The sequence below is a fragment of the Kitasatospora sp. MMS16-BH015 genome (genome assembly GCF_002943525.1).
Taxonomy (GTDB): domain Bacteria; phylum Actinomycetota; class Actinomycetes; order Streptomycetales; family Streptomycetaceae; genus Kitasatospora.
Window position 1 is genome coordinate 6,003,590 of record NZ_CP025394.1, and the last position, 24,295, is coordinate 6,027,884.

Genomic DNA, 24,295 nt, shown 5'->3' on the forward strand with positions numbered 1-24,295 from the left:
TGTCGGGACGGATCGGGCATCAGGGTCGAATGTCACCGTTCCGTGGCGGAGGCCCGTCACGGATACTGGGTGGCGATATGGAATACGTGATCCTTGCCGTAGTCATCGCCGTGGTCGCCGTCGGTGCGATCGCGGGCCTCGTCGTCAACGGCAGACGACGCAAGACGCTGCCCCCGAAGTCGGCCACCCCCGTCATCACGACGACCAAGCCGACCCCGCGTGAGCCCCAGGTCGGCGACGAAGCCGCGCCGAGCGCCCCGGCGCCCACGCAGACCATCGAGGAGGTCGAGCTTCCGCCGGTCGCGGAGGCCCCCGAGGCCGTCGAGGTCGAGCCGGTCGTCGAGGCGCCTGCGGTCGAGGTGCCCGAGCCGACCGCCGGCCGGCTGGTCCGGTTGCGCTCCCGCCTCTCGCGCTCGCAGAACTCGCTCGGCCGGGGCCTGCTCACGCTGCTCTCCCGCGAGCGGCTCGACGAGGACACCTGGGAGGAGATCGAGGAGACCCTGCTCGTCGCCGACGTGGGCGTCGCCCCGACCCAGGAGCTGGTCGAGCGGCTGCGCACCCGGGTGAAGGTGCTCGGCACCCGCACTCCGGAGGAGCTGCGGGGCCTGCTGCACGAGGAGCTCGTCGCCCTGATCGGCACCGACGCCGACCGCACCCTCAAGACCGCCAAGCACGAGGACGGCCGTCCGGCCGTGGTCCTGGTGGTCGGCGTCAACGGTGTCGGCAAGACCACCACCTCCGGCAAGCTCGGCCGGGTGCTGGTCGCCGACGGGCGCAAGGTGGTGCTCGGTGCGGCCGACACCTTCCGTGCCGCCGCCGCCGACCAGCTCCAGACCTGGGGCGAGCGGGTCGGTGCCCGCACCGTCCGCGGGCCCGAGGGCGGTGACCCCGCCTCGGTCGCCTTCGACGCGGTCAAGGAGGGCATCGCCGAGGGTGCCGACACCGTCCTCGTCGACACCGCCGGCCGTCTGCACACCAAGACCGGTCTGATGGACGAGCTCGGCAAGGTCAAGCGGGTCGTGGAGAAGCACGGCCCGGTGGACGAGGTCCTGCTCGTCCTGGACGCCACCACCGGTCAGAACGGCCTGGTCCAGGCCCGGGTCTTCGCCGAGGTGGTCGACATCACCGGCATCGTCCTCACCAAGCTCGACGGCACGGCCAAGGGCGGCATCGTGGTCGCCGTCCAGCGCGAACTCGGCGTCCCGGTCAAGCTGATCGGCCTCGGCGAGGGAGCGGACGACCTGGCCCCCTTCGAGCCGGCCGCCTTCGTGGACGCCTTGATCGGCGACTAAAGGGCCGGTTGCACTATCAGGGGCGCGGGGAACTGCGCGAGCTCGGAAGACTCAAGCCTGTAGCCTTCCGCAGCGCGCAGTTCCCCGCGCCCCCAATGGATCACGAGGCCAGTTCGGGTGCCCGTTCCCGGCCGCGGTGGCAGGTGTAGGCGAGGGTGCCCAGGAGGAGGCGGGCTTCCGGCGGTGTGGCCGCCGATTCGCGGGTGGGGCGGCGGAGCCAGCGGGTGGGGCCGAGGGGGCCGAGGGCCGTGGGCGGGGCGGCCAGGTAGGTGCCCTCGCCGTGGCAGGCGAGGTCGAGGGCGGCGTCGTCCCAGCCCATCCGGTAGAGCAGTTCGGGGAGCCGGGCCGCGGTGCCGGGGGCGGTGAAGAAGAGCAGGCGGCCGGTGGGCGGGGCGAGCACCGGGCCGAGCTGGGTGCCCATCCGCTCCAGCCGGACCAGGGCCTGGAGGCCGGGCTGGGCGGGCACGTCCAGCACGTCGAAGGTGCGGCCGGGGAGCAGCAGCAGTGGGGAGCCCATGCTCCACAGCTCGCGCAGCGAGGCGGCGTGTGGACCGAGGCCGCCGCCGGGGGCGGCGGTCACGTGCGGGCTCACCTCGTCGTGCAGACCGGGGGCGGCGCAGTGTACGGCGCCGCACCCGCACCGGCCGTCGGCCGCCGTGCGCCCGGCACCTGCCGCCACCGTCCAGCCCCAGCGGGCGGTGTACTCGGTGGCGGCCTGGAAGGCGCTGCCCCGGGTACGGCGGCGGCCGCCCAAGCGCAGATCGCCGAAGAGGTTGTCCATGCCTCCCCCAACAGGTTCGGATTGCCGGTGGTTACGGGATTGTGACGATCCGTCGATTGTCCGACCGGGAGCGGGTGGTGCGTCGGCGGCGCGCGGTGGCCGACGGGCTCCGAGGCGGGCGGCCCGGGCGAGGAGCCGGCGGGCCCCGAGGCGGTGGCCGGTGGGCCGTCCGTGCTGCACAGGGTGCCTCCGTCATATTCGAGGGCGTCAAAGCCCTTGGTAATGAAGCGAATTGGCGGCTGAGGGTGGCAGGATCGGCAGGGTGGCGCGGCGGGCGGGGCCGTCACCGGGCCGGGGTATCCAGTGAAGCGCGGTACGAGGTCGATTAGTTCACTCGTAGGGGTGGCGAAAGGTGGCGTTTCCCCGACAACGCTCCCCCGGACGGCGGACGGGGCGTTACGTTCGGACTACGGAACGCAGTGGCGGGTCGGGACGAGCAGGGCCTCGGTAGTGGGGCCGGGCGGGATGGGGCTGTTCCCATGGCAGAGAAGCAACCGAACGAGAAGCTGACCACCTGGTTCGGCCGCAGTGGCTGGTCCAAGGGCGAGCTGGCCCGTCAGGTCAACCGCCGGGCCCGCCAGATGGGTGCACACCACGTCAGCACCGACACCTCGCGGGTGCGCCGCTGGCTCGACGGCGAGCAACCCCGTGAGCCCATCCCGCGCATCATGTCGGAGCTGTTCTCCGAGCGCTTCGGCTCGGTGGTCTCGGTGGAGGACCTGGGGCTGCGCACCATCGTGCCGGTCTCCACCGTGGGCGGCGGGGTCGACCTGCCCTGGAGCGCCCCGCAGACCGTCCAGCTGATCAGCGAGTACTCCCGCAGCGACCTGATGCTCAACCGCCGGGGCTTCCTCGGCACCTCGCTCGCGCTGACGGCCGGCGCGGCGCTGATCGAGCCCATGCAGCGCTGGCTCACCCCCGGCCCCTCGGGCGCGCCGCTGCCGATCCTGACCGCCGCCAACGGCGGGGAGCCGCACTCCGGCAGGCTCTCCGAGCCCGAGCTGCAGCTGCTGGAGCAGACCACCGTGATGTTCCGTCAGTGGGACGCGCAGAACGGCGGCGGCCTCCGCCGCAAGGCGGTGGTCGGCCAACTGCACGAGGTCACCGACCTGCTCCAGGAGACGTACCCTGAGCAGACCACCAAGCGGCTGTTCCGGCTCACCGCCGAGCTGGCCCACCTGGCGGGCTTCATGTCCTACGACGTGGGCATGCACCCGAGCGCGCAGAAGTACTTCGTGCTCGCGCTGCACGCGGCCAAGGAGGCGGGGGACAGGCCGTTCGGCGCGCTCATCCTCACCGACATGAGCCGCCAGATGATCCACCTCGACCGGGGCGAGGACGCCCTGGAGCTCATCCACCTGGCCCAGTACGGCAGCCGGGACACGGCGACCCCGCGCCAGCAGGCGCTGCTGTACGCGATGGAGGCCCGCGCCTACGCGACCATCGGCGAGGCCACCCGCTGCGCCCGGGCCGCCCGGATGGCCGAGGACACCTTCAGCGACTGCCGGGAGACCGACGGCGACCCGGACTGGCTGAAGTTCTTCTCCGAGGCCGAGCTGAACGCGGAGAACGCCCACTCCTACCGCGACCTCGCCTACAACGCGCCGCGCAGCCCGCTCTTCGCCTCGATGTCGGCCCCGGTGATGGAGCGCGCCGTCGACCTGTTCCGACAGGACCCGGGCCACGTGCGCAGCTACGCCTTCAACCTGGTCGGGATGGCCAGCGTGCACCTGCTCCAGGGCGAGCCCGAGGAGGCCGCCCGGATGGCCGAGCAGGCGGTGGAGATCGCCACCAAGGTGCGCTCGGAGCGGCTCAACACCCGCGTCCGCAAGACCTCGGCGGCGGCCAGCCGGGATTACAAGGGCGTGGCCGAGATCAGCCGTCTGGCGGACCGGGTCGTCCAGGACATCCCGGAGTTCATCCCGGCCGGGTGAATCTTGTGGTGACGCACGGTAGGGCATCCGGTACGGCGGCGTGGCCGTAGTTCACGCCGTCGTAACGCCCTCGCCACCCTCGTCACGGCTGTGAAACATCGTGCCGCACTGGCCGAAACCCGCCTTCGGCACTCTCCTCTTCAACGCCGACACCCCGGATTGCACGGGACAGGATTCCAGCGGGTGGAGCGGCCTGAAACGAGGAGACGCCGATGCCGGACGGCTTCAGCGCGGGCGATACCGCCTTTGTGTTCATCAGTGCGGCCCTGGTGATGTTGATGACCCCGGGTCTGGCCTTCTTCTACGGGGGCATGGTCCGGGTCAAGAGCGCGCTCAACATGCTGGTGATGAGCTTCATCTCGCTCGGCATCGTCAGCGTGCTCTGGGTGCTCTACGGCTACACGCTGGCCTTCGGGCCGGACGCCGGGGCCGGCCTGATCGGCAACCTCGACTTCCTCGGGATGCGCGGCATCGGCCTGAACGACCTCACCGGCACCATCCCCACCACCGCCTTCTCCGCCTTCCAGCTGATGTTCGCGGTGATCACCCCCGCGCTGATCAGCGGCGCGATCGCCGACCGGGCCAAGTTCGCGGCCTGGGGGCTGTTCGTCGGGCTCTGGGTGACCATCGTCTACTTCCCGGTCGCGCACTGGGTGTTCTTCTTCGACAACGGCAACGGCGGCTGGCTCGGCGACCGCAACGGCGTGATCGACTTCGCCGGCGGCACGGCCGTGCACATCAACGCGGGTGTCGCGGGGCTCGCGCTCTGCCTGGTGCTCGGCAAGCGGATCGGCTTCAAGAAGGACCCGATGCGGCCGCACAGCCTGCCGCTGGTGATGCTCGGCTCCGGGCTGCTCTGGTTCGGCTGGTTCGGCTTCAACGCGGGCTCGGCGCTGGCCGCCAACGGCGTGGCGGGCATGGCCTTCCTGAACACCCAGGTCGCCACCGCCGCCGCGATGCTCGGCTGGCTGGCCTTCGAGCGGATCAAGCACGGCGCGTTCACCACGCTGGGCGCCGCCTCCGGCGCGGTGGCCGGTCTGGTCGCCATCACCCCCGCCTGCGGCTCGGTCAGCCTGCTCGGCGCGATCGCGATCGGCCTGATCGCCGGTGCCGTCTGCGCCGCCGCGATCAGCCTCAAGTACCGCTGGGGCTTCGACGACTCGCTGGACGTGGTGGGCGTGCACGCCGTCGGCGGGGCGATCGGCTCGCTGCTGATCGGCTTCTTCGCCACCGGCCACGTCGGCCAGACCGCCCAGGGCCTGTTCTACGGCGGCGGCCTCGGCCAGCTGGGCAAGCAGGCGATGGGCGTGGCCGTGGTCGCGGTCTACTCCTTCGTGCTCTCCTGGCTGCTGGCCAAGGGCATCGACAAGACCATCGGCTTCCGGGTGGACGAGGAGGTCGAGCTGGCCGGCATCGACCAGGCCGAGCACGCCGAGTCGGCGTACGACTTCAGCGCGGTGGGCGCCAGCCTGGCCCGGGCGGTGGGCGTGAGCCCTGCCGCGCCGACCAAGGCGGCTGAGAAGATCACCGGGACCACCGCCGAGCAGACCACCGAGAAGACTGAGGTCGACGCCTGATGAAGCTCATCACCGCCATCATCAAGCCGCACCGCCTGGACGAGGTGAAGACCGCCCTGCAGGCCGCCGGGGTGCACGGTCTGACCGTCACCGAGGCCAGCGGGTACGGCCGCCAGCGCGGCCACACCGAGGTCTACCGGGGCGCGGAGTACACCGTCGACCTGGTGCCCAAGTGCCGGATCGAGGTGCTGGTCGAGGACGACGTGGCCGAGGAGACCATCGACACGCTGGTGAAGGCCGCCCGAACCGGCAAGATCGGGGACGGCAAGGTCTGGAGCGTCCCGGTCGAGACCGTCGTCCGGGTCCGGACCGGCGAGCGCGGCCCCGACGCCCTGTGACACCCGCTCCACTTCTCTGAACCGCTCCACCCAGGCGGGCCGGTGACCATCCGTCACCGGCCCGCCGAAGGCGTATCCGGCCCCCGCGGCCGGTGTCGTCGTTCCCGGCTCGCAGTTTCCGGCTCGCACCACGGACGGGGATCACCCAGTGACGACCGACACCCACCCCACCGGCTCCGAGTTCGCCGCCGCCCGGGCCCGGCTGCTCGCCGAACCCGGCCGCACCGGCGCCGCCCGCCGCGCCGCCCTCTCCGCGCTGGCCGACGGCTGGCTCCGCGGCCTCTTCACCGCCGCCGGAGCGCCACCGGGCACCGCGCTGGTCGCCGTCGGCGGCTACGGCCGGGGCGAGCTCTCCCCGCGCAGCGACCTGGACGTGCTGCTGCTGCACGAGGGCCGGATCGACCCCGCCCTGCCGGAGCGGATCTGGTACCCGGTCTGGGACGGCGGCGCCGCGCTCGACCACGCGGTGCGCACCACCGCCGAGGCCCGTTCGGTGGCCGCCGAGGACCTCAAGGCGCAGCTCGGCCTGCTCGACCTGCGCCACCTGGCCGGGGACGCCGAACTCACCGCCGGCCTGCGCTCCGCCGTACTGGCCGACTGGCGCGCCGCCGCCCCCAAGCGGCTGCCCGAGCTCCGCGAGCTCTGCGCCGAACGGGCCGAGCGGCACGGCGAGCTCTCCTTCCTGCTCGAACCCGACCTCAAGGAGGCCAAGGGCGGTCTGCGCGACGTCACCGCGCTGAACGCCATCGCCGCCACCTGGCTGGCCGACGCCCCCCGGGACGGCCTGGAGGAGGCCGCCGCCACCCTGGCCGACGTCCGCGACGCCCTGCACCTGGCCACCGGCCGGGCCACCGAACGCCTCGGCCTGCACGACCAGGACCAGGTGGCCGCCGAACTCGGCGTGCTGGACGCCGACATCCTGCTCCGCCAGGTGTACGAGGCGGCCCGCACCATCAGCTACGCCGGGGACGTCACCTGGCGGACCGTCACCCGGATACTGGCCGCGCGCAGCGGCCGGGGCCGCCGCCGGCTCCCCTTCCTCGGGGGCGGCCGGGCGGTGCCGGCCCGGGGTGTGGTGGAGCGCAGCCCGCTGGCCGAGGGCGTGGTCGAGCAGGACGGTGAGGCCGTGCTCGCGCAGTCGGCCCGCCCGGCCCAGGACCCGGTGCTGCCGTTGCGGGCCGCCGCCGCGGCGGCCCAGGCGGGCCTGACCGTGGCCCACGCGACGGTGCGCCGGCTGGCCGCCGAGACCCGTCCGCTGCCGGTGCCCTGGCCGGACGAGGCCCGCGAGCAGCTGGTCACCCTGCTCGGCGCGGGCGAGGCGGCCATCCCGGTCTGGGAGGCGTACGAGGCCGAGGGCCTGATCACCCGGCTGCTGCCGGACTGGGAGCGGGTGCGCTGCCGTCCGCAGCGCAACGCCGTGCACCGCTGGACGGTCGACCGCCACCTGGTCGAGACGGCGGTCAGGGCCGCCGCGATGACGCGTCGGGTGGCCCGGCCCGACCTGCTGCTGGTGGCCGCGCTGCTGCACGACATCGGCAAGGGCTGGCCGGGCGACCACTCCGAGGCGGGCGAGGTGATCGTGCGCGATGTCGCGGTGCGGATGGGCTTCGACAAGGAGGACACCGAGACCCTCGCCCTGCTGGTCCGCCACCACCTGACCCTGGTGGACACCGCGACCCGCCGCGACCCCGAGGACCCGGCCACCATCGAGCTGATCACCCGCACTGTCGGCACCCTCCCGCACCTGGAACTCCTGCACGCCCTCACCGAGGCCGACGCCACCGCGACCGGCCCGGCCGCGTGGACCGCTTGGCGGGCCTCGCTGGTGGCGGGCCTGGTCGACCGGGCGGCGGCGGCGCTGGCTGCTCCCGGTACAGGCGGGGCAGCCGGCCGGCCGTCGGCGCCGGCCGTCTGGTCGGCGGTGGTGGAGCCGACCGCCGAGCAGGAGCGGCTGGCCGTGGAGGCGGCGCGGACCCTCTCGCCCGCGCTCTCGCTGCACGCCCACGCGGGCGAATCCACCGACCCCGAGCGGCCGGAGCCGATGGGCGTCGAACTGACCCTGGCCATCCCGGACCGCCCCGGCCTGCTCGGCACCGTGGCCGGCGTGCTGGCCCTGCACCGCCTCACCGTCCGCGCGGCCGGCCTGCGCGAGCTCGACCCGATCGGGGCCGGCCCGGTGCTGCTGCTCTCCTGGACGGTGGCCGCCGAGTACGGCGAACTCCCCGAAGCGGCCCGGCTGCGGGCCGACCTGCGGCGCGCCCTGGACGGCTCCCTGGACGTGGCCCGCAAGCTCGCCGAACGCGACGCCGCCGCGCCGAAGCGCCGCGGCATCCCCACCCCGCCCCCCGTGGTGACGGTGGCCCCGGGCACCTCGTCCTCCTCCGCCACGATCCTGGAGGTCCGGGCCCACGACGCTCCCGGCCTGCTGCACCGCATCGGCCGCGCCCTGGACGCGGCCGCCGTCCGAGTCCGTACGGCCCACGTCTCCACGCTCGGGGCGGAGGCGGTCGACGCCTTCTACCTGACGGACGTCGCCGGCCGGCCCCTGGAACCCGATTACGCCCGGCAAGTCGCCCACCAAGTTCAAGCTGCACTACTCAGGGGCGCGGGGAACTGCGCGAATCCGGAAGAAGCGGAGTAGCAGGCTGACGCTGAGAGCCAGTTGCACCGTCAACGGACAGTGCAACTGGTGCACCGCGTAAGACAGCGTCAGAGTGCAGGGTGGGCCGCGCCGTTCCCCGCGCCCCTGATGGTGCAAGTGACGCTCTCGGCAAGGCTGCGCCAGATTTCGATGGCCGTGTTCACATCGGCGCCCTCCACCTGGGCCTGGGCGGCGAGCTGCTCCAGCGCGGAGACGCCCTCTTCGTGGTCGCCGGTGAGGATGCGGAGCTGGCCGCGGACCATGCGGAGGGTCAGGACGTCCTGGTGGGCGAGGAGCAGGGCCTCGTCGTCGAGCAGGCCGCAGAGCTCGGCGGCTTCGGCCGTGCGGCCGCGGAGGACGGCGAGGCGGGCGCGGAGGAGGGTGTGTTCCTGGCGGTGGACTTGGGCGCCGATCAGGTCGACGGCGGGGGCGGCCTCGGTGAGGCAGCGTTCGGCGGTGTCGAGGCGGCGCGGGGACATCTGGAGGCTGAGTGAGGCGGCGGCCAGCCGGAGGCGGAGCCAGAGAAGGGGGTTCTCGCGGCTGCCGAGCAGGGCCAGGGCCCGGTCGAGCAGTGCGGCGGCGCCCGGCTGGTCGCCCTGTCTGAGCCGGACGTGGGCGCAGGTCCAGAGTGCCTCGGCGCGCGGGGCGGCGGCAGCCGTGCGGGTGGAGTGCTCCAACTCGTCGGCGTGCAGGCGGGCTTCGGCGAGCTTGCCGAGGGCCGTCTCGGTGGAGATGAGCACCATCAGGGCGCCGTCCCGCTCGGCGGGCGGCAGCTGGTGGGTGACGGCCAGGGCGAAGGCGGTGGCGGCGTGCTGGTGGGCCTCGGCGTGCTGGCCGAGGGCGCGGCGGCAGCGGGCCAGGTGCAGGTGGGAGTAGGCGGTGAGTTCGGGGGTGCCGGTCTGGGCGGCCAGGGCGGTGAGCTCGGTGAGGGTGGCCGCCTCGGCGGCGCGGTCGCCGGTGGCCTGCTGGAGTTCGGCCAGCATCCGCAGGGCCTGCCAGCGCAGGGCCGTGGCGCCGTCGGGGTGTTCGGTCAGGGCTTGTCGCAGGATGGTGAGCGCGCGGGCGGGCTCCTCGGCGGCCGAGGCCACCGCGAGGCGCTGGGCCAGCGGGTCGGTCTGCGGGCTGCGCAGGGCGGAGAGCGGTACGTCGAGCCGCTCCGCCAGGTACTCGGCGGCCCGCAGCGTCGGCGGGCGGGCGCCGGATTCGAGCCGGGAGAGGTAGCCGGTGGACATCCCGGTGCCGGCCAGCTGCTGCTGGGAGAGCCCGAGACCGGTCCGGAGCGCACGCAGTCTGGTGCCGAACTCCGGCTGCTGAAGTGACACGTGCCTTCCCCCCTGGACGCCAGCGACCGGCGTCACCCTACCAACGCTGCCAAAGCTGGCAAGGCGCGCCGCGCCGGGGGCGGCCGGCCGGTGCCGGGTCAGGGCCAGTCGATGTCGAGGGCGGGAAAGGCGGCCAGCAGGGACAGGAAGAAGTGGTGCACCGAGGAGCCCTTCGGTCGGGCGGAGGGGGCCGGGGACTGTGATGGCCTGGAGTCCCCCTCCGACCGTAAGCCGTCGGGCGGACGGCTCGGCAAGAAATGACAACCTCATGACGTGAATCTGTCAGCCAGGTCACCGGAGGATTGACACGGTGTGGCGATCTCCATCCTGACCTCGGCATTTGCCATCTGCCGGACTTGGCAACCGGCCCTGCGCCCCGCTGCCCCACCCGCCACCGTGATCGCCGTGGGCGGGGGCCCGGGAGCCCGTGCCGCCCGGGGTGGAGACCGCGCCTCGGGCGGCCGGATACCCTGGGGGCGACGACCGTACCCGTACCGAAGCCACAAGGGACCGCGACCGACGTGTTCGACACTCTCTCCGATCGTCTGGCAGCGACGTTCAAGAACCTCCGGGGCAAGGGCCGCCTCAGCGAGGCGGACATCGACGCGACCTGCCGCGAGATCCGGATCGCCCTGCTCGAGGCCGACGTCGCGCTGCCGGTGGTGCGGGCCTTCATCAAGCAGGTCAAGGACCGCGCCCTGACGGCCGAGGTGTCCGCCGCGCTGAACCCGGCGCAGCAGATCATCAAGATCGTCAACGAGGAGCTCATCAACATCCTCGGTGGCGAGACCCGCCGGCTCCGGTACGCGAAGACCGGCCCGACGGTGATCATGCTCGCCGGTCTCCAGGGTGCCGGTAAGACCACCCTGGCGGGCAAGCTCGGCCACTGGCTGAAGAGCCAGAAGCACACCCCGCTGCTGGTCGCCTGCGACCTCCAGCGCCCGAACGCCGTCACCCAGCTCGGCGTGGTCGCCGAGCGCGCCGGCGTCGCCTTCTACGGCCCGGAGCCGGGCAACGGCGTCGGCGACCCGGTCAAGGTGGCCCGCGACGCGATCGAGTACGCGAAGCAGAAGCAGCACGACGTCGTCATCGTCGACACCGCCGGCCGCCTCGGCATCGACGCCGAGCTGATGCAGCAGGCCGCGGACATCCGCGCCGCGGTCGACCCGGACGAGGTGCTCTTCGTCCTCGACGCGATGGTCGGCCAGGACGCGGTCACCACCGCGCAGGCCTTCCTCGAGGGCGTCGACTTCACCGGTGTGGTGCTCTCCAAGCTCGACGGCGACGCCCGCGGTGGCGCGGCGCTCTCGGTGGCGCACGTCACCGGCCGCCAGATCATGTTCGCCTCCAACGGCGAGAAGGTCGACGACTTCGACGCCTTCCACCCGGACCGGATGGCCTCGCGCATCCTCGGCATGGGCGACATGCTCAGCCTGATCGAGAAGGCCGAGCAGACCTTCTCGCAGGCCGAGGCCGAGAAGATGGCCTCCAAGCTCCAGGGCGGTGGCAAGGACTTCACCCTGGACGACTTCCTGTCGCAGCTGGAGCAGGTCCAGAAGATGGGCTCGATCTCCAAGCTGCTCGGCATGCTGCCGGGCATGGGCCAGATCCGGGACCAGATCAACAACATCGACGACAAGGACGTCAACCGCGTCGGCGCGATCATCAAGTCGATGACCCCGGCCGAGCGGACCGACCCGAAGATCATCAACGGCTCGCGCCGGCTGCGCATCGCCAAGGGTTCGGGCGTCGGCGTCGGCGAGGTCAACAACCTGGTCGAGCGCTTCTTCGAGGCCCGCAAGATGATGTCCGCGATGGCCTCCGGCAAGGGCATCCCCGGTATGCCGGGCATCCCGGGCATGGGCGGTGGCGGCAAGAAGTCCGGCAAGAAGGCCCCGCAGGCCAAGGGCAAGCGCAAGTCGGGCAACCCGCTCAAGCGCGCGCAGGAGGAGGCCGCGGCCGCCGAGCGCCGGGCGCTCGGCCCGGGTGCCGACGCCCAGGCCGCGCCGGGCGGCGCGTTCGGCCTCGGTGCGGGCAAGGGCCCGGCCGACTTCGAGCTGCCCAAGGAGTTCAAGGACCTGCTCTGACGGTCCCGGATCCGCGTGGCCGGTGGCCGCTCCCGTGCGACGGGGGCGGCCACCGGCCGTTTCCCGCTTCCGTCCGGGCCGCGGCGGCCGCGATGATGGTGGGGTGCGAGTGACGATCCGGGCGCCGAGGCCCGAGGACAAGCAGCTCTACGCCGACGCGGTGATCCGCTCCGCCGAGCACATCGGGCGGTGGAACCCGGTCGAGCCGCACGGCCTGACCGACCTGTTGGCGCGTCAGGGGGCGGGCCTGCGGACCTTCCTGATCTTCGAGGCGGAGACCGGCGGGCTGGTCGGCAAGTGCAACGTGGCCAACATCGTGATGGGCCGGTTCTGCAACGGCGCGCTCGGCTACGACTCCTACCTGCCGTACGTGGGCAAGGGGCTGATGACCGAGGGCATGCGGCTGGTGCTGGACAGCTGCTTCGCCCGGCCGGAGGACGGCGGCCTCGGGCTGCACCGGCTGGAGATCAACGTGCAGCCGGAGAACGAGCGCTCGACCGCGATGGCCAAGCGGCTGGGCTTCCGGCACGAGGGGTTCACCCCCCGGATGCTCTTCCTGGGCGGGGCCTGGCGCGACCACGAGCGGTTCGCGCTGACGGCCGAGGAGTGGCCGGGGGCGTAGCGCGGGCCGGGCGGCGCTGTGGTCAGGGGCGTGGGGCAGGGCGAGCGGCGCCGTGGTGGCGGGCGTGGGACTGGTCGAGGCGCTGTGGTCGCGGGCGCGGGCGCGGGGCCGGCCGAGCGGCGTTGCGGATGGATCGCCCCCGGAGTTGTCCGTATTGTCCGATAGGTGACCACTCCCGTACCGCCCCGTCAGACCCCCGACCAGCCCTGGCGGTCCGAGGGTGCACCGCCCCCGCCGCCGCCCCGGCGCAAGATGCCCGGCGGCTGGGCCGGTCTCGTGCTCACCGCGCTGGTGGTGTTCCTGGTCTCCGACCTGCTGCTGAGCTTCTTCGGCAACGGCGGGTCGACCACGGTCTCGTACACCGAGTTCAACGCCCAGCTGGGCAAGGGCAACATCACCAAGATCTACGCCAAGGGCGACGCGATCGAGGGCACCCTCAAGAGCGCCGCGCCCAAGCCGGACGGCGGCAAGGGCACCTACACGGAGTTCACCACCCAGCGCCCGACCTTCGTCAACGACAACCTCTGGACCACGCTCCAGCAGCAGAGCGTCGAGGTGACGGCCGAGCCCGTGGTCCAGCAGCGCAGCTTCCTGGCCAACCTGCTGATCTCGCTGGCGCCGATGCTGCTGCTGATCGTGATCTGGATCCTGATCGCCCGGCGGATGTCCGGCGGCATGGGCGCCGGCGCGCTCGGGCGCAAGGCGCCGCCCAAGCCGGTGGCGCCCGAGCAGGGCAAGCGCACCACCTTCGCCGACGTGGCCGGCATCGACGAGGTCGAGGCCGAGCTCACCGAGGTGGTCGACTTCCTGAAGCACCCGCAGACCTACCGCAAGCTCGGCGCCAAGATGCCGCGCGGCGTGCTGCTGGCCGGTCCGCCCGGCACCGGGAAGACCCTGCTGGCCCGGGCCGTGGCCGGCGAGGCGGACGTGCCGTTCTTCTCGGCCTCCGCCTCCGAGTTCATCGAGATGATCGTCGGCGTCGGCGCCAGCCGGGTCCGCGAGTTGTTCGCCGAGGCCCGCAAGGTGGCCCCCGCGATCATCTTCATCGACGAGATCGACACCATCGGCCGCCAGCGCGGCGGCAGCGGCGGGATGGGCGGCCATGACGAGCGCGAGCAGACGCTCAACCAGATCCTCACCGAGATGGACGGCTTCTCCGGCTCCGAGGGCGTGATCGTGATCGCGGCCACCAACCGAGCCGAGATCCTCGACCCCGCCCTGCTGCGCCCCGGCCGCTTCGACCGCCGGATCACCGTCAGCCCGCCGGACCGGGACGGCCGCGAGGCGATCCTGAAGATCCACACCCGGACGGTGCCGCTGGCCAAGACCACCGACCTGAACCAGGTCGCCAAGGTCACCCCGGGGATGACCGGCGCCGACCTGGCCAACCTGGTCAACGAGGCCGCCCTGCTGGCCGTCAAGCGCAAGCAGGACACCGTGGACCAGGCCGACCTCTCGGACGCCCTGGAGAAGGTGCAGCTCGGCGCCGTCCGCCCGCTGGTCATGCCGCAGAGCGAACGCGAGCGCACCGCGTACCACGAGAGCGGCCACGCCCTGCTCGGCATGCTCCAGCCGGGCGCCGACCCGGTCCGCAAGATCACCATCGTGCCGCGCGGCCGGGCCCTGGGCGTCACCCTCTCCACCCCGGACACCGACCGCTACTCCTACACCGAGCCCTACCTGCGCGGCCGCATCATCGGCGCGCTCGGCGGCATGGCCGCGGAGCAGGTGGTCTACGGGGTGATCACCACCGGCGCGGAGAGCGACCTGGAGCAGGTCACCAACATCGCCCGCGCGATGGCCGGCCGCTGGGGCATGAGCGAGCGGGTCGGCCGGCTCACCGCGATCCCCAACGACAGCCAGGGCGCGTACGGGCTCTCCGCCGCCCCCACCACGCTGGACGCAGTGGACGAGGAGGCCCGCCGGATCGTCGCCGAGTGCTACGACGACGCGGTGCGCCTCCTCACCGAGCACCGCGACCGGCTGGACGCACTGACGGCGGCCCTGCTGGAGGCCGAGACCCTCGACGAGGAGGACGCCTACCGCGCGGCGGGCATCACCCGCTAGGCGCACCCCTCCGGGGGCGGCTCACCCGGGCTGCTCGGCGACCAGGTACCGGAACACGTTCGCCATCCGCACCGGGCCCGCCGCCCCCGGGCCGTCGGCGGCCGCGTCTGCGGCCGCCGCCACGTACGGCTGCAGCGACTCCTCCAGTTCCTTGGCCACCAGCGCCGCCCCGGAGTCCTCCACCGCCGAGCGGTAGAGACCGGTCGCGAGCATCCCGCGCACCGCGCTCTCCAGGTCCGGGTAGGCGAACGGGCAGCTCACCAGGCCGCCGCCGGCGGGCCGCAGGCCCGCCCGGACGGCCAGCTCCTCCAGCACCCCGGGCCCGCTGAGCGCGAACGGCGTCACCGCGTGCCCGCGCCGCTGCGCGACCTCCAGCACCGGGGCGCTCTCGCACCGCTCCGGCGGGCCCCAGACCGCGAGCACCACCTGCCCGCCGCGCAGCGTGCGGCGGGCGGCCTCGGCCACCAGCCGGGCCGGATCGGCCGAGCCGGGCAGCCGGTCGAAAACCGTGACCAGGGAATGGGCCGAGCGGGGGAGCGCGGGGCCCGTTCGAGCGCCCGGCGCTTCGTACCCACCCGCCGAGACGAGCAGCCCGCGCGCCCGCGCGAGCTCCCGGAGCTCGGCCTCCGGCTCCTCCCCGGCGACCTGCGCGCCGCGCGCGGCGGCGAGCAGCAGCGCCAGGCCCGAGCGGCAGCCCAGGCCCAGCAGGCTCGTCGCCGGACCGACCTCAAGCCGCTCGTACACCGCCTGGTAGAGCGGTACGAGCGTGCGCTCCTGGATCTCCGCCCAGTCGCGCGCCCAGCCGAACGCCGCGCCGCCGCCGTGTCCGCGGGGTCGCTGCGCGGTCGTGCCGGGTACCTGCACCGAAGCCATCGCGGCCTCCCATCCGGTCCGTGGACCTTCGCCTCCGGCTCCCCCCAGATGTTCCGCCCCGACTCCAGCCAACAGTGGCCCGGCGCCGCCGTCCAGAGGTGTGCCGCGAGTCGGCGAGCGCGCCGGGCGTGCGCCCCGGGCGGGCGCCGGGGCGCGTGCCACCGTCCGGGCTGATTCACGGTCGGGGCCCGGCGCCCCGTAGCATTCGCCCCATGGCTAAGGCACCCGTTCTCACCCCCCAGGCGGACGACTTCCCGCGCTGGTACCAGGATCTGATCAACAAGGCCGAGCTGGCCGACAACGGTCCGGTGCGCGGCACCATGGTCATCCGACCGTACGGCTACGGCCTGTGGGAGCGGATGCAGCAGGAGATGGACGCGCGGATCAAGAAGTCCGGCGCCCAGAACGCCTATTTCCCGATGTTCATCCCGCAGTCGTACCTGACCCGCGAGGCCGAGCACGTCGAGGGCTTCGCCCCCGAGCTCGCCGTGGTGACCCACGGTGGCGGCAAGGAGCTCGAGGAGCCGGTGGTCGTCCGGCCCACCTCCGAGACGATCATCAACGAGTACTTCTCCAAGTGGGTGCAGAGCCACCGCGACCTGCCCCTGCTGATCAACCAGTGGGCCAACGTGGTCCGCTGGGAGCTGCGCCCCCGCGTCTTCCTGCGCACCACCGAGTTCCTCTGGCAGGAGGGCCACACGGCCCACGCCACCTACGAGGACGCCCGCGACTACGCCTCGCACATCCACACCGCCGTCTACGGCGACTTCATGACCAACGTCCTGGGCATCGACGTGGTGCTCGGCCGCAAGACCGCGAAGGAGCGCTTCGCGGGCGCCATCAACACCCTCACCCTCGAGGGCATGATGGGCGACGGCAAGGCCCTGCAGATGGGCACCAGCCACGAGCTCGGCCAGAACTTCGCCAAGGCGTTCAACACCACCTACCAGCTGGCCGGTGCCGAGCGCGAGTACGTCTGGCAGACCTCCTGGGGCGTCTCCACCCGCATGGTCGGCGGCCTGATCATGTCCCACGGTGACGACAACGGGCTCCGCGTGCCGCCGCGACTGGCCGCCGTGCAGGCCGTCGTGCTCGCCATCAAGGGCGACGACGCGGTGATCGCCAAGGTCCGCGAGATCGGCGCCCAGCTGGAGGCCGCCGGCATCCGCACGGTGGTCGACGACCGCACCGACACCCCGTTCGGCCGCCGCGCCGTGGACTGGGAACTCAAGGGCGTGCCGCTGCGCATCGAGGTCGGCCCGCGCGACCTGGAGAACGGCACCGCGATGCTGGCCCGCCGCATCCCCGGCGGCAAGGCGCCGGTCTCCATCGACGGTCTGGCCGCGCTGCTGCCGGGCATCCTCGAGGAGGATCAGGCGCAGCTGCTGCGCGAGTCCCGCGAGCGCCGCGAGGCCCGCACGGTCGAGGTCAAGACGATCGAGGAGGCCGTCGAGGCCGCCCAGACCGGCTGGGGCCGGATCTCCTGGGCCGACCTCGGCCCCGAGGGCGAGGCCAAGCTGGCGGAGCAGAGCGTCTCGGTGCGCTGCATCGTCGCGGCCGACGGCTCGGTGCCGGCCACGGACGACCAGGAGGGCAACGTCGCGATCGTCGCGCGTGCCTACTGATCTGCCTCCGGGCCTGCCCGGGGGGTCATTTCCGAGCACCCACGGTCAGGACTGATGAACCGTCAGACACCTTTCGGTTCCGGTGGCCGCTTGTTGCCGACTTCGAGGTGATGTTGTCGGACCGGTCCGAAAGTCGAGCACTCACGTGCCCATAGGCTGATTGTTCTACCGGATATCGGCATCCGGACGAGACTACTGACCAGTCAACTCCCGGACCCGCTGAACTAGCGGTACGGTGTACGGCCCGTGGCCCTGTCAATTTCGACAGCGCCACGGGCCGTACGCCGTGGGAGCCGGGCACGGTCCCGGGGCGGTGCCGACAGGTCGGCGAGAATCGCCGGGCCCAGAGTTGCAGGGGGTTGGTCTTGCGTCAGATACGCGGAGCGCAATTCGCGCACGGTTGTCCATTCCTGAGAGTTCGCTGGGAAATCCAGGCGGACCGGAACACGCGGAACATCGGCTCTCACTCCATCGTTGGCATAGCGTGAGCACGACACAGCCTCTCGTTCTCGCGGCCGAACTGGCCGCCGCCTGGAGCGACATCCAGGCCCATCACCAGGACCTCCCCGACCTCGCCTCTCCCGAGGCGCTGATCGGCGAGTCCTCCTCGGCCTGCGGCACGCAGCTCGGTTTCGAGCGCCTGCTGCACGAGGCCGCCCACGGTCTGGCCGCGGCGCGGGACATCCGCGACACCTCGCGGGCCGGCCGCTACCACAACCGCCGCTTCCTGCTGCTCGCCACCGAGCTCGGCCTGGCGCACCCGATCGAGCCGCACGCCAGCAGCGGCTTCTCCCAGGTGACCATGCTCTCGGAGACGCAGGAGCGGTACGCCCCCACCATCGAGCGGCTCGACAGAGCTCTCGGAGCGCACCAGCTCGCCGTCGCCGGCGAGGGCACGCACCGGGCGTTCCGCGGGCCGGCCGCCCGGCACGGTTCGTCCGGCGGCGGGGTGCGGGTCAAGGCGGTCTGCGGGTGTGGTCGGAACGTCCGGGTGGTGCCGTCGGTGCTCGCCCAGGCGTCGATCGTCTGCGGCGCTTGCCAGCAGCCGTTCCGGATCGCGTGATCGCCGTTCCGGATCGTGTGGCCGCCCTTCCGGGCCTCCGGATCGCGCGGTCGTCCAACGGGTGCGGGTAGGCGCGGGCCCGGCCGGGGCGGGCCCGTCGTCCACCGTGTTCGACCGTTTCACCGCTCTTACAGCTCCACGCACGTGCTCCATGTTTCAGGTTCACGCTTCAGGGCTTCACGTCATACCTGGCTCGGCTGGGCCGGGGGTGCAGCACCCTCGGTCGAGCCGATTGTCGCTCCTTGCTGCCCATGGGTGGGGATTCCCCGTGGGCCGGTTGCTGCTGACGGGGTGCGGTCAGGGTCATCGACCCCGGTATGGCAGAATGGACAGCTGAGTACTCGGCAGCCGAGCAGGACCCCTCTCTCCTACGGCTGGCGTGTCCCTTGAACGGCCCCTCTCGCAACCCCACGCGATGATGGTGGCTGCTCACCCACGTCAACACCAGGAGAATCCACTCCCGTGGCAGTCAAGATCAAGCTCAAGCGTCTCGGCAAGATTCGCTCCCCGCACTACCGCATCGTCGTTGCCGACTCGCGCACCAAGCGTGACGGTCGCGCGATCGAGGAGATCGGCATCTACCAGCCGACCTACAACCCCTCGAAGATCGAGGTCGACACCGAGCGTGCCCAGTACTGGCTGTCCGTCGGCGCCCAGCCGACCGAGCCCGTGCTCGCCATCCTCAAGCTGACCGGTGACTGGCAGAAGTTCAAGGGCCTCCCGGCTCCGGAGCCGCTGAAGGTCGCCGAGCCCAAGGTCACCGACTTCAGCCACCTCTTCGCGAAGGCCGTCGCCGGCTTCGAGGACAGCACCACCGGTGTTGCCATCACCCCGAAGGCCAAGAAGTCGGACAAGGTCGAGGCTGACGCCGAGACCACCGAGGCCTGATCGTGATCGAGGACGCCCTCGACCATCTGGTGAAGGGCATCGTCGAGCACCCCGACGAGGTGCAGGTGCGCTCGCGCAACCTGCGGCGGGGTAACACCATCGAGGTGCGCGTTCACCCCGATGACCTCGGCAAGGTGATCGGCCGGGGCGGCCGTACGGCGCGCGCACTGCGCACCGTGGTCGGCGCCCTCGGCGGTCGCAACGTCCGGGTCGACCTGGTCGACGTGGACAGCATTCGCTGACGCGAACAGCAGTCAGTCTTGGGCCGGTCGGGACGCATCGCGTCCCGACCGGCCTTCTGCTTGCCCCACTTTCTTTTCCTCCTGCTTTCCCCTCCCCTCTTCTTCCTCTTCTTTCCACGTTCAGCGCAACCTCAGGAGAGCGATCAGCGTGCAGCTCGTCGTCGGCAAGATCGGCCGCGCCCATGGCATCAAGGGCGACGTCAGTGTCGAGGTCCGCACCGATGAGCCGGAGCTGCGGCTCGGGCCCGGTGCCGTCGTGCTCACCGACCCCGCCTCGGCGGGGCCGCTGACCGTGGAGTCCGGCCGGGTGCACAGCGGCCGGCTGCTGCTCCGGTTCGCCGGGGTGAAGGACCGCAACGCCGCCGAGGCGCTGCGCGGCACCATCCTGATCGCCGAGGTCGACCCGGAGGAGACGCCGGAGGACCCGGACGAGTACTACGACCACCAGCTGATCGGGCTGGACGTCGTCCTGCTCGACGGCACCCTGGTGGGCGAGCTCGCCGAGGTCATCCACCTGCCCTACCAGGACCTGCTCAACGTCAAGCGGCCGGACGGCACCGAGGTGCTGATCCCCTTCGTCGAGCGGATCGTCCCGACCATCGACCTGGAGAACCAGCGCGCCGTGATCGACCCGCCGCCGGGGCTCATCGACCCGGAGCGGGCCGAGGTCGCCGGCCGCGAGGAGGCAGCGGAGGCTTCCTCCGCTGCTGCCGACGCCGCTTCCGGTGACGCTGCTTCTGGTGACGGCGAGGGCGCTGGCGCTGACGTTGGCGACAAGGGTGCTGGTGACAAGGGTGCTGACGACAAGGGCGCGGACGCGTGAGCGAGATGCGGATCGACGTCGTCACGATCTTCCCGGAGTACCTGGAGCCGCTGAACGTCTCCCTGGTCGGCAAGGCGCGGGCCCGCGGGCAGCTGGACGTGCACCTGCACGACCTGCGCGGCTGGACCACGGACGTGCACCGGACGGTCGACGACACCCCGTACGGTGGCGGGCCCGGGATGGTCATGAAGCCGGAACCCTGGGGGGCCGCGCTGGACTCCGTCCTCGCCGAGGGGCCCGAGGGCACGGTGCCGACCCTGGTGGTGCCCACTCCGAGCGGGCGCCCGTTCACCCAGGCGCTGGCCCAGGAGCTCTCGGCCCAGCCGTGGCTGGTCTTCGCGCCGGCCCGGTACGAGGGGATCGACCGGCGGGTGATCGAGGAGGCGGCCGACCGGATGCCGGTGGTCGAGGCCTCGATCGGCGACTACGTGCTGGCGGGCGGCGAGGTGGCCGTCCTGGTGATGGTCGAGGCGATCGCCCGGCTGCTGCCGGGGGTGCTCGGCAACGCCGAGTCGCACCAGGACGACTCCTTCGCGCCCGGGGCGATGGCCGACCTGCTGGAGGGGCCCGTGTACACCAAGCCGGCCGAGTGGCGGGGCCGCGAGGTGCCGGAGATCCTGCTGAGCGGCCACCACGGCAAGATCGCCCGGTGGCGGCGCGAGCAGGCTTTCGCCCGCACCCTGGCCAACCGGCCCGACCTGGTCGCCCGCTGGCAGAACGGCTCCTTCGACAAGAAGGACCGCGAGGCGCTCAGCATCCTCGGCCTGCTCTGGGACGAGCGGCTCGGCCGATTTCGGGCTGCGGCCGATGCTGTGGAAGAATAGGCGGCTGTTGTCTGTCGTTGGGCTCCTCCCGTAGGAGCCGATGGCACGGCGCCCTCGCCACGGGGGGTGCGCCGCCCGCCGGTACGACCCGCAGCAAAACCCATTGTGACGAAATTCCGTAGGCGGCCCGTGGCGTCTGCGATGGAGAGCATCATGAGCAACAAGCTCGCTGCTGTCGACGCGGCTTCGCTGCGTAGCGACATCCCGGCGTTCCGCGCCGGTGACACCCTGAAGGTTCACGTCCGGGTCATCGAGGGCAACCGCTCCCGTGTCCAGGTCTTCCAGGGTGTTGTCATCCGCCGCCACGGCTCGGGCGTCGGCGAGACCTTCACTGTCCGCAAGGTCAGCTTCAACGTCGGCGTGGAGCGCACCTTCCCGGTGCACACCCCGGTCGTCGAGAAGATCGAGGTCGTGACCCGCGGTGCGGTTCGCCGCGCCAAGCTGTACTACCTGCGTGACCTCCGCGGCAAGGCCGCGAAGATCAAGGAGAAGCGCGACCGCTGATCCGCCGGCCCCCGGTCCGTCCGGGGGCCCGGTCCGCTCTGACCGGGCTGATCCCCTTGGGGATAAGCTCAGCCCCGATGAGCACGCAAGAGCCAATCGCGGACCGCGACAGCAGCTCCGTACCTCCGGGTACGGGCTCGCTGTCGCGGTCCGCGGTCGTTTCCGGGACGGAAGCTGCTGCGACTGCGACTGCGACGGTGACTGCTGCTGTGACTCCTCCCGCGACGGCCGCGGTGACCGTTCCTGCGACGGTCGTTGCCACGACGGCCGGGCCGGGAGCGGGGGGAGCCGGCCCGCTGGCCGCCGGTGCGTCGGCGGAGCCGGGTGCGTTGGCGGAGCTGGGCGCGTTGGCGGAGCTGGGCGCGTTGGCGGAGCCGGGTGCGTCCGGGCAGTCGGATGCATCCGATCCGTCCGAGGAAACCGAATCGGCTGAGGCGGGGGTCTCGTACTGGTCGTCATCCTGGATCCTCAAGGTGTTCGGGGTGGCGGTCCTGGTGCTGCTGCTGGTCAACGCGTTCGTGGTGCGACCGTTCGCGGTGCCCTCGGGGTCGATGGAGAACACCCTGCGGACGGGGGACCGGATCCTGGTGAACCAGCTCGCGTACTCCTTCGGCGGCCACGTCCGGCGCGGGGACGTGGTGGTGTTCGACGGAACGGGCTCCTTCCTGCCGTACGCCGCCGAACCGGGGACGGCCCGGCAGCTGCTCTCCCGGCTGGGGCTGTTCTGGGGCAGTGACTCGGTCTACGTGAAGCGCGTGATCGGGGTGGGCGGGGACAGGGTGACCAGCTCGGGAGCCGACGGGCGGATCACCGTCAACGGAGTGCCGCTCGCCGAAGGCGATTACCTTTATCCGGGCGACATCCCCTCCCGAGTACCGTTCGACGTGGTGGTGCCGAGCGGGAAGCTGTGGGTGATGGGTGATCACCGCGGCGACTCCCGCGACTCCCGGGACCACCTCGGCGAGCCGGGCGGTGGCTTCGTGCCGGAGAGCAAGGTGATCGGCCGGGCCGACTGGATCGTCTTCCCGGTCGGCCACTGGACCTCGCTGGAGCGGCCCGCTGCATTCGCCGCGCTGGACGGCACGTCACCGCACGGCGCAGGGGTTCGTACGGTCGGGGCACCCGGGGCACCCGGGTCGCCCGCAGTCGGGGCACGGCCGGGTGGGCAGCACGACGCTGGTCCGGTGGGTGGCGGGCGGGCTTCCGTCGGCGTCTCGATCGCTGCGGGTGCGGGTGCGGGTGCGGGTGCGGGTGCGGGTGCCGGCGTGGCCGGTGCAGGTGACGTAGTCGGTACGGATGGCACAGCGGTACGGGCGGCCGGGGTACCGGACGAAACCGAAGGGCCCGAGGGGACAGGCGGGGGGATGAACGTCGATGGGCACCAGGGGTAAGGGCCGGACGGCCGAGCCCGCTGGGGAGAGAGCCAAGCCGGCTACCCCCGATGCGGCGGGAGCCGGCCCGACCGAGAGCCGTCCTGTGCGAACCCGCGCGACTGAGGTCGACGCGGCCGAGTTCGGTATGCCCACGGTTGGTGTGCCCGGGGTCGGTGGGCCGGGTATCGGTGCAGCTGGCTTTGGTACGGCCGGCCGCAGCCCGGGTGGGCTCGGTACGGACAACCCCGACGTGGCCTCGCCCGGCGCAGCTGCCGACACGGCGCCGGACCGCCCCGCGACTCCTGGCCGTGGGCGGGCCGAGCGGCGGCGGACGGCGGTGCGCGCCCGACGGCGCCGACGGCGCTCGCTGCTGCGCGAGGTGCCGGTGATCCTGGTGGTCGCGCTGGTGGTCGCCCTGATGCTCAAGACCTTCCTGGTGCAGGTCTTCGTGATCCCGTCCGGGTCGATGGAGCAGACGATCCAGATCGGTGACCGCGTCCTGGTGGACAAGCTCACGCCGTGGTTCGGCAGCGAGCCCGGGCGTGGGGACGTGGTGGTCTTCAAGGACCCGGGTGGCTGGCTGGAGTCGGATCACAAGGGCTCCTCTGACGGGACGGTGCTACGGGCGACGAAGAAGGTCTTCTCGTACGTGGGGCTGCTGCCCTCGGACAACGAACAGGACTTGATCAAGCGGGTGATCGGTGTCCCGGGGGACACCGTCCAGTGCTGCGACGACCAGGGACGCCTGCTCGTCAACGACCAGCCCGTGAACGAGCCTTACCTGGCGGCGGGCAACCCTCCGTCGAGGCAGCAGTTCAGGGTGGACGTGCCCGCCGGGCGGCTGTGGGTGATGGGGGACCACCGCGACATCTCGGCGGACTCGCGGTACCACATGGGTAATCCCGGTGGCGGGACGATCCCGATGGGTAATGTGATCGGTCGCGCGGTGGTGATCGCTTGGCCGATCCAGCGGGTGCGTCAACTCGACGTTCCTGGTTCACTCTCCTCGCTTCCGGTACGGGCGGCGGGCGTTTCCGCAGGTGCCCTGGGAGTGGCGGCGCTCGGGCCACCGGGCTCCGGCGGTGGTCCGGAAAGTCCGGGTGACAACCCGGTGCCCTCGGAACCTCCGCTCGTTATGGGTGTGTTGGGCGTCATTCCGTTCGCTGTCCGGCGGAGGCCGACGGCTGAGCGGGGTGTCGGCTCCGACGGTTGATCGTCCTGGCTTCGGGCCGGCTCCCGTGTGGGAGCGTGGGCCCGGATGCCGGGAGTGATAGAGAAGTGCTGGAGTGCTCGGTGTACGGTCCGGTTGCCTCCGAAGGCTGCGCTGGTGTCAGGAGTGCCCAGGACGGGCAATCCTGAGGCGGGTTGACGGTCGGCCACAGAGCGTGGTGCCCGCTGTGCGGCACTGTGAGAGCGGGC

General features: G+C 72.1%; 19 protein-coding genes and 1 pseudogene. 17 read left to right on the forward strand and 3 right to left on the reverse strand.

The genetic code is table 11. The features are described from left to right. Positions 1-77 precede the first annotated feature (77 nt). A complete protein-coding gene (gene ftsY, locus CFP65_RS25930) occupies positions 78-1,292 on the forward strand; it encodes a signal recognition particle-docking protein FtsY (RefSeq protein WP_217368186.1) in 1,215 nt (404 codons plus the stop codon). A 100-nt stretch (positions 1,293-1,392) separates the two neighbouring features. Here ftsY and CFP65_RS25935 read toward each other — a convergent pair whose 3' ends face one another. Next, a complete protein-coding gene (locus CFP65_RS25935; protein ID WP_104818457.1) occupies positions 1,393-2,073 on the reverse strand; it encodes a bifunctional DNA primase/polymerase in 681 nt (226 codons plus the stop codon). Positions 2,074-2,552: 479 nt separating this feature from the next. Here CFP65_RS25935 and CFP65_RS25940 point away from each other — a divergent pair, with 479 nt between their 5' ends. From CFP65_RS25940 to CFP65_RS25955, 4 genes are all read left to right on the forward strand, one after another. Continuing rightward, the gene (locus CFP65_RS25940) at positions 2,553-4,007 is read left to right on the forward strand and encodes a tetratricopeptide repeat protein (RefSeq protein ID WP_104818458.1); all 1,455 of its coding nucleotides are present in this window, start codon (positions 2,553-2,555) and stop codon (positions 4,005-4,007) included. 212 nt (positions 4,008-4,219) lie between these two features. Further along, positions 4,220-5,584, forward strand: coding sequence for an ammonium transporter (locus CFP65_RS25945; protein ID WP_104818459.1), 1,365 nt, complete (start codon positions 4,220-4,222; stop codon positions 5,582-5,584). Next, positions 5,584-5,922, forward strand: coding sequence for a P-II family nitrogen regulator (locus CFP65_RS25950; RefSeq protein ID WP_104818460.1), 339 nt, complete (start codon positions 5,584-5,586; stop codon positions 5,920-5,922). Before CFP65_RS25945 ends, CFP65_RS25950 begins: the two co-directional genes overlap by 1 nt. A 148-nt stretch (positions 5,923-6,070) precedes the next feature. Continuing rightward, on the forward strand, positions 6,071-8,563 hold the full coding sequence (locus tag CFP65_RS25955) for a [protein-PII] uridylyltransferase (RefSeq protein WP_104818461.1): 2,493 nt from the start codon (positions 6,071-6,073) through the stop codon (positions 8,561-8,563). Positions 8,564-8,631: 68 nt separating this feature from the next. Here CFP65_RS25955 and CFP65_RS25960 read toward each other — a convergent pair whose 3' ends face one another. After that, entirely contained in the window at positions 8,632-9,885 is a 1,254-nt protein-coding gene (locus CFP65_RS25960; RefSeq protein WP_158702359.1) for a helix-turn-helix domain-containing protein, read from the reverse strand. A 521-nt stretch (positions 9,886-10,406) separates the two neighbouring features. Between CFP65_RS25960 and ffh the strand changes: the two genes are divergently transcribed. From ffh to ftsH, 3 genes are all read left to right on the forward strand, one after another. Beyond that, on the forward strand, positions 10,407-11,972 hold the full coding sequence (gene ffh / locus CFP65_RS25965) for a signal recognition particle protein (protein WP_104818463.1): 1,566 nt from the start codon (positions 10,407-10,409) through the stop codon (positions 11,970-11,972). A 103-nt stretch (positions 11,973-12,075) separates the two neighbouring features. After that, a complete protein-coding gene (locus tag CFP65_RS25970) occupies positions 12,076-12,594 on the forward strand; it encodes a GNAT family N-acetyltransferase (protein ID WP_104818464.1) in 519 nt (172 codons plus the stop codon). A 165-nt stretch (positions 12,595-12,759) separates the two neighbouring features. Then, a complete protein-coding gene (gene ftsH / locus CFP65_RS25975) occupies positions 12,760-14,661 on the forward strand; it encodes an ATP-dependent zinc metalloprotease FtsH (protein WP_104818465.1) in 1,902 nt (633 codons plus the stop codon). A 21-nt stretch (positions 14,662-14,682) separates the two neighbouring features. On the opposite strand, the gene CFP65_RS25980 is transcribed toward ftsH, so the two are convergent. Then, positions 14,683-15,534 (reverse strand): class I SAM-dependent methyltransferase, encoded by an 852-nt coding sequence (locus CFP65_RS25980; RefSeq protein ID WP_254552565.1) that lies wholly within the window; start codon positions 15,532-15,534, stop codon positions 14,683-14,685. Between the two features lie 212 nt (positions 15,535-15,746). Here CFP65_RS25980 and proS point away from each other — a divergent pair, with 212 nt between their 5' ends. From proS to lepB (CFP65_RS26025), 9 genes and pseudogenes are all read left to right on the forward strand, one after another. Beyond that, complete coding sequence (gene proS / locus CFP65_RS25985) at positions 15,747-17,159, forward strand: proline--tRNA ligase (RefSeq protein WP_104818466.1); 1,413 nt, start codon at positions 15,747-15,749, stop codon at positions 17,157-17,159. A 484-nt stretch (positions 17,160-17,643) separates the two neighbouring features. After that, complete coding sequence (locus CFP65_RS25990; RefSeq protein WP_104818467.1) at positions 17,644-18,222, forward strand: hypothetical protein; 579 nt, start codon at positions 17,644-17,646, stop codon at positions 18,220-18,222. 462 nt (positions 18,223-18,684) lie between these two features. Continuing rightward, positions 18,685-19,110, forward strand: a complete 426-nt coding sequence (gene rpsP / locus CFP65_RS25995; RefSeq protein ID WP_104818468.1) for a 30S ribosomal protein S16 — start codon at positions 18,685-18,687, stop codon at positions 19,108-19,110. A gap of 2 nt (positions 19,111-19,112) precedes the next feature. Further along, positions 19,113-19,352, forward strand: coding sequence for an RNA-binding protein (locus CFP65_RS26000; RefSeq protein WP_030306741.1), 240 nt, complete (start codon positions 19,113-19,115; stop codon positions 19,350-19,352). 148 nt (positions 19,353-19,500) lie between these two features. Further along, positions 19,501-20,175, forward strand: a complete 675-nt coding sequence (rimM, locus tag CFP65_RS26005; RefSeq protein WP_104818469.1) for a ribosome maturation factor RimM — start codon at positions 19,501-19,503, stop codon at positions 20,173-20,175. Between the two features lie 5 nt (positions 20,176-20,180). After that, positions 20,181-20,999: a tRNA (guanosine(37)-N1)-methyltransferase TrmD gene (gene trmD, locus CFP65_RS26010; RefSeq protein WP_104821124.1), complete on the forward strand. Its 819-nt coding sequence runs from the start codon at positions 20,181-20,183 to the stop codon at positions 20,997-20,999. 153 nt (positions 21,000-21,152) lie between these two features. Then, complete coding sequence (gene rplS / locus CFP65_RS26015; protein ID WP_104818470.1) at positions 21,153-21,503, forward strand: 50S ribosomal protein L19; 351 nt, start codon at positions 21,153-21,155, stop codon at positions 21,501-21,503. Positions 21,504-21,850: 347 nt separating this feature from the next. Continuing rightward, positions 21,851-22,600, forward strand: a pseudogene (gene lepB, locus CFP65_RS41200) (signal peptidase I); the annotation flags it as partial. 661 nt (positions 22,601-23,261) lie between these two features. Continuing rightward, a complete protein-coding gene (gene lepB, locus CFP65_RS26025) occupies positions 23,262-24,089 on the forward strand; it encodes a signal peptidase I (RefSeq protein WP_254552566.1) in 828 nt (275 codons plus the stop codon). Positions 24,090-24,295: the final 206 nt, after the last annotated feature.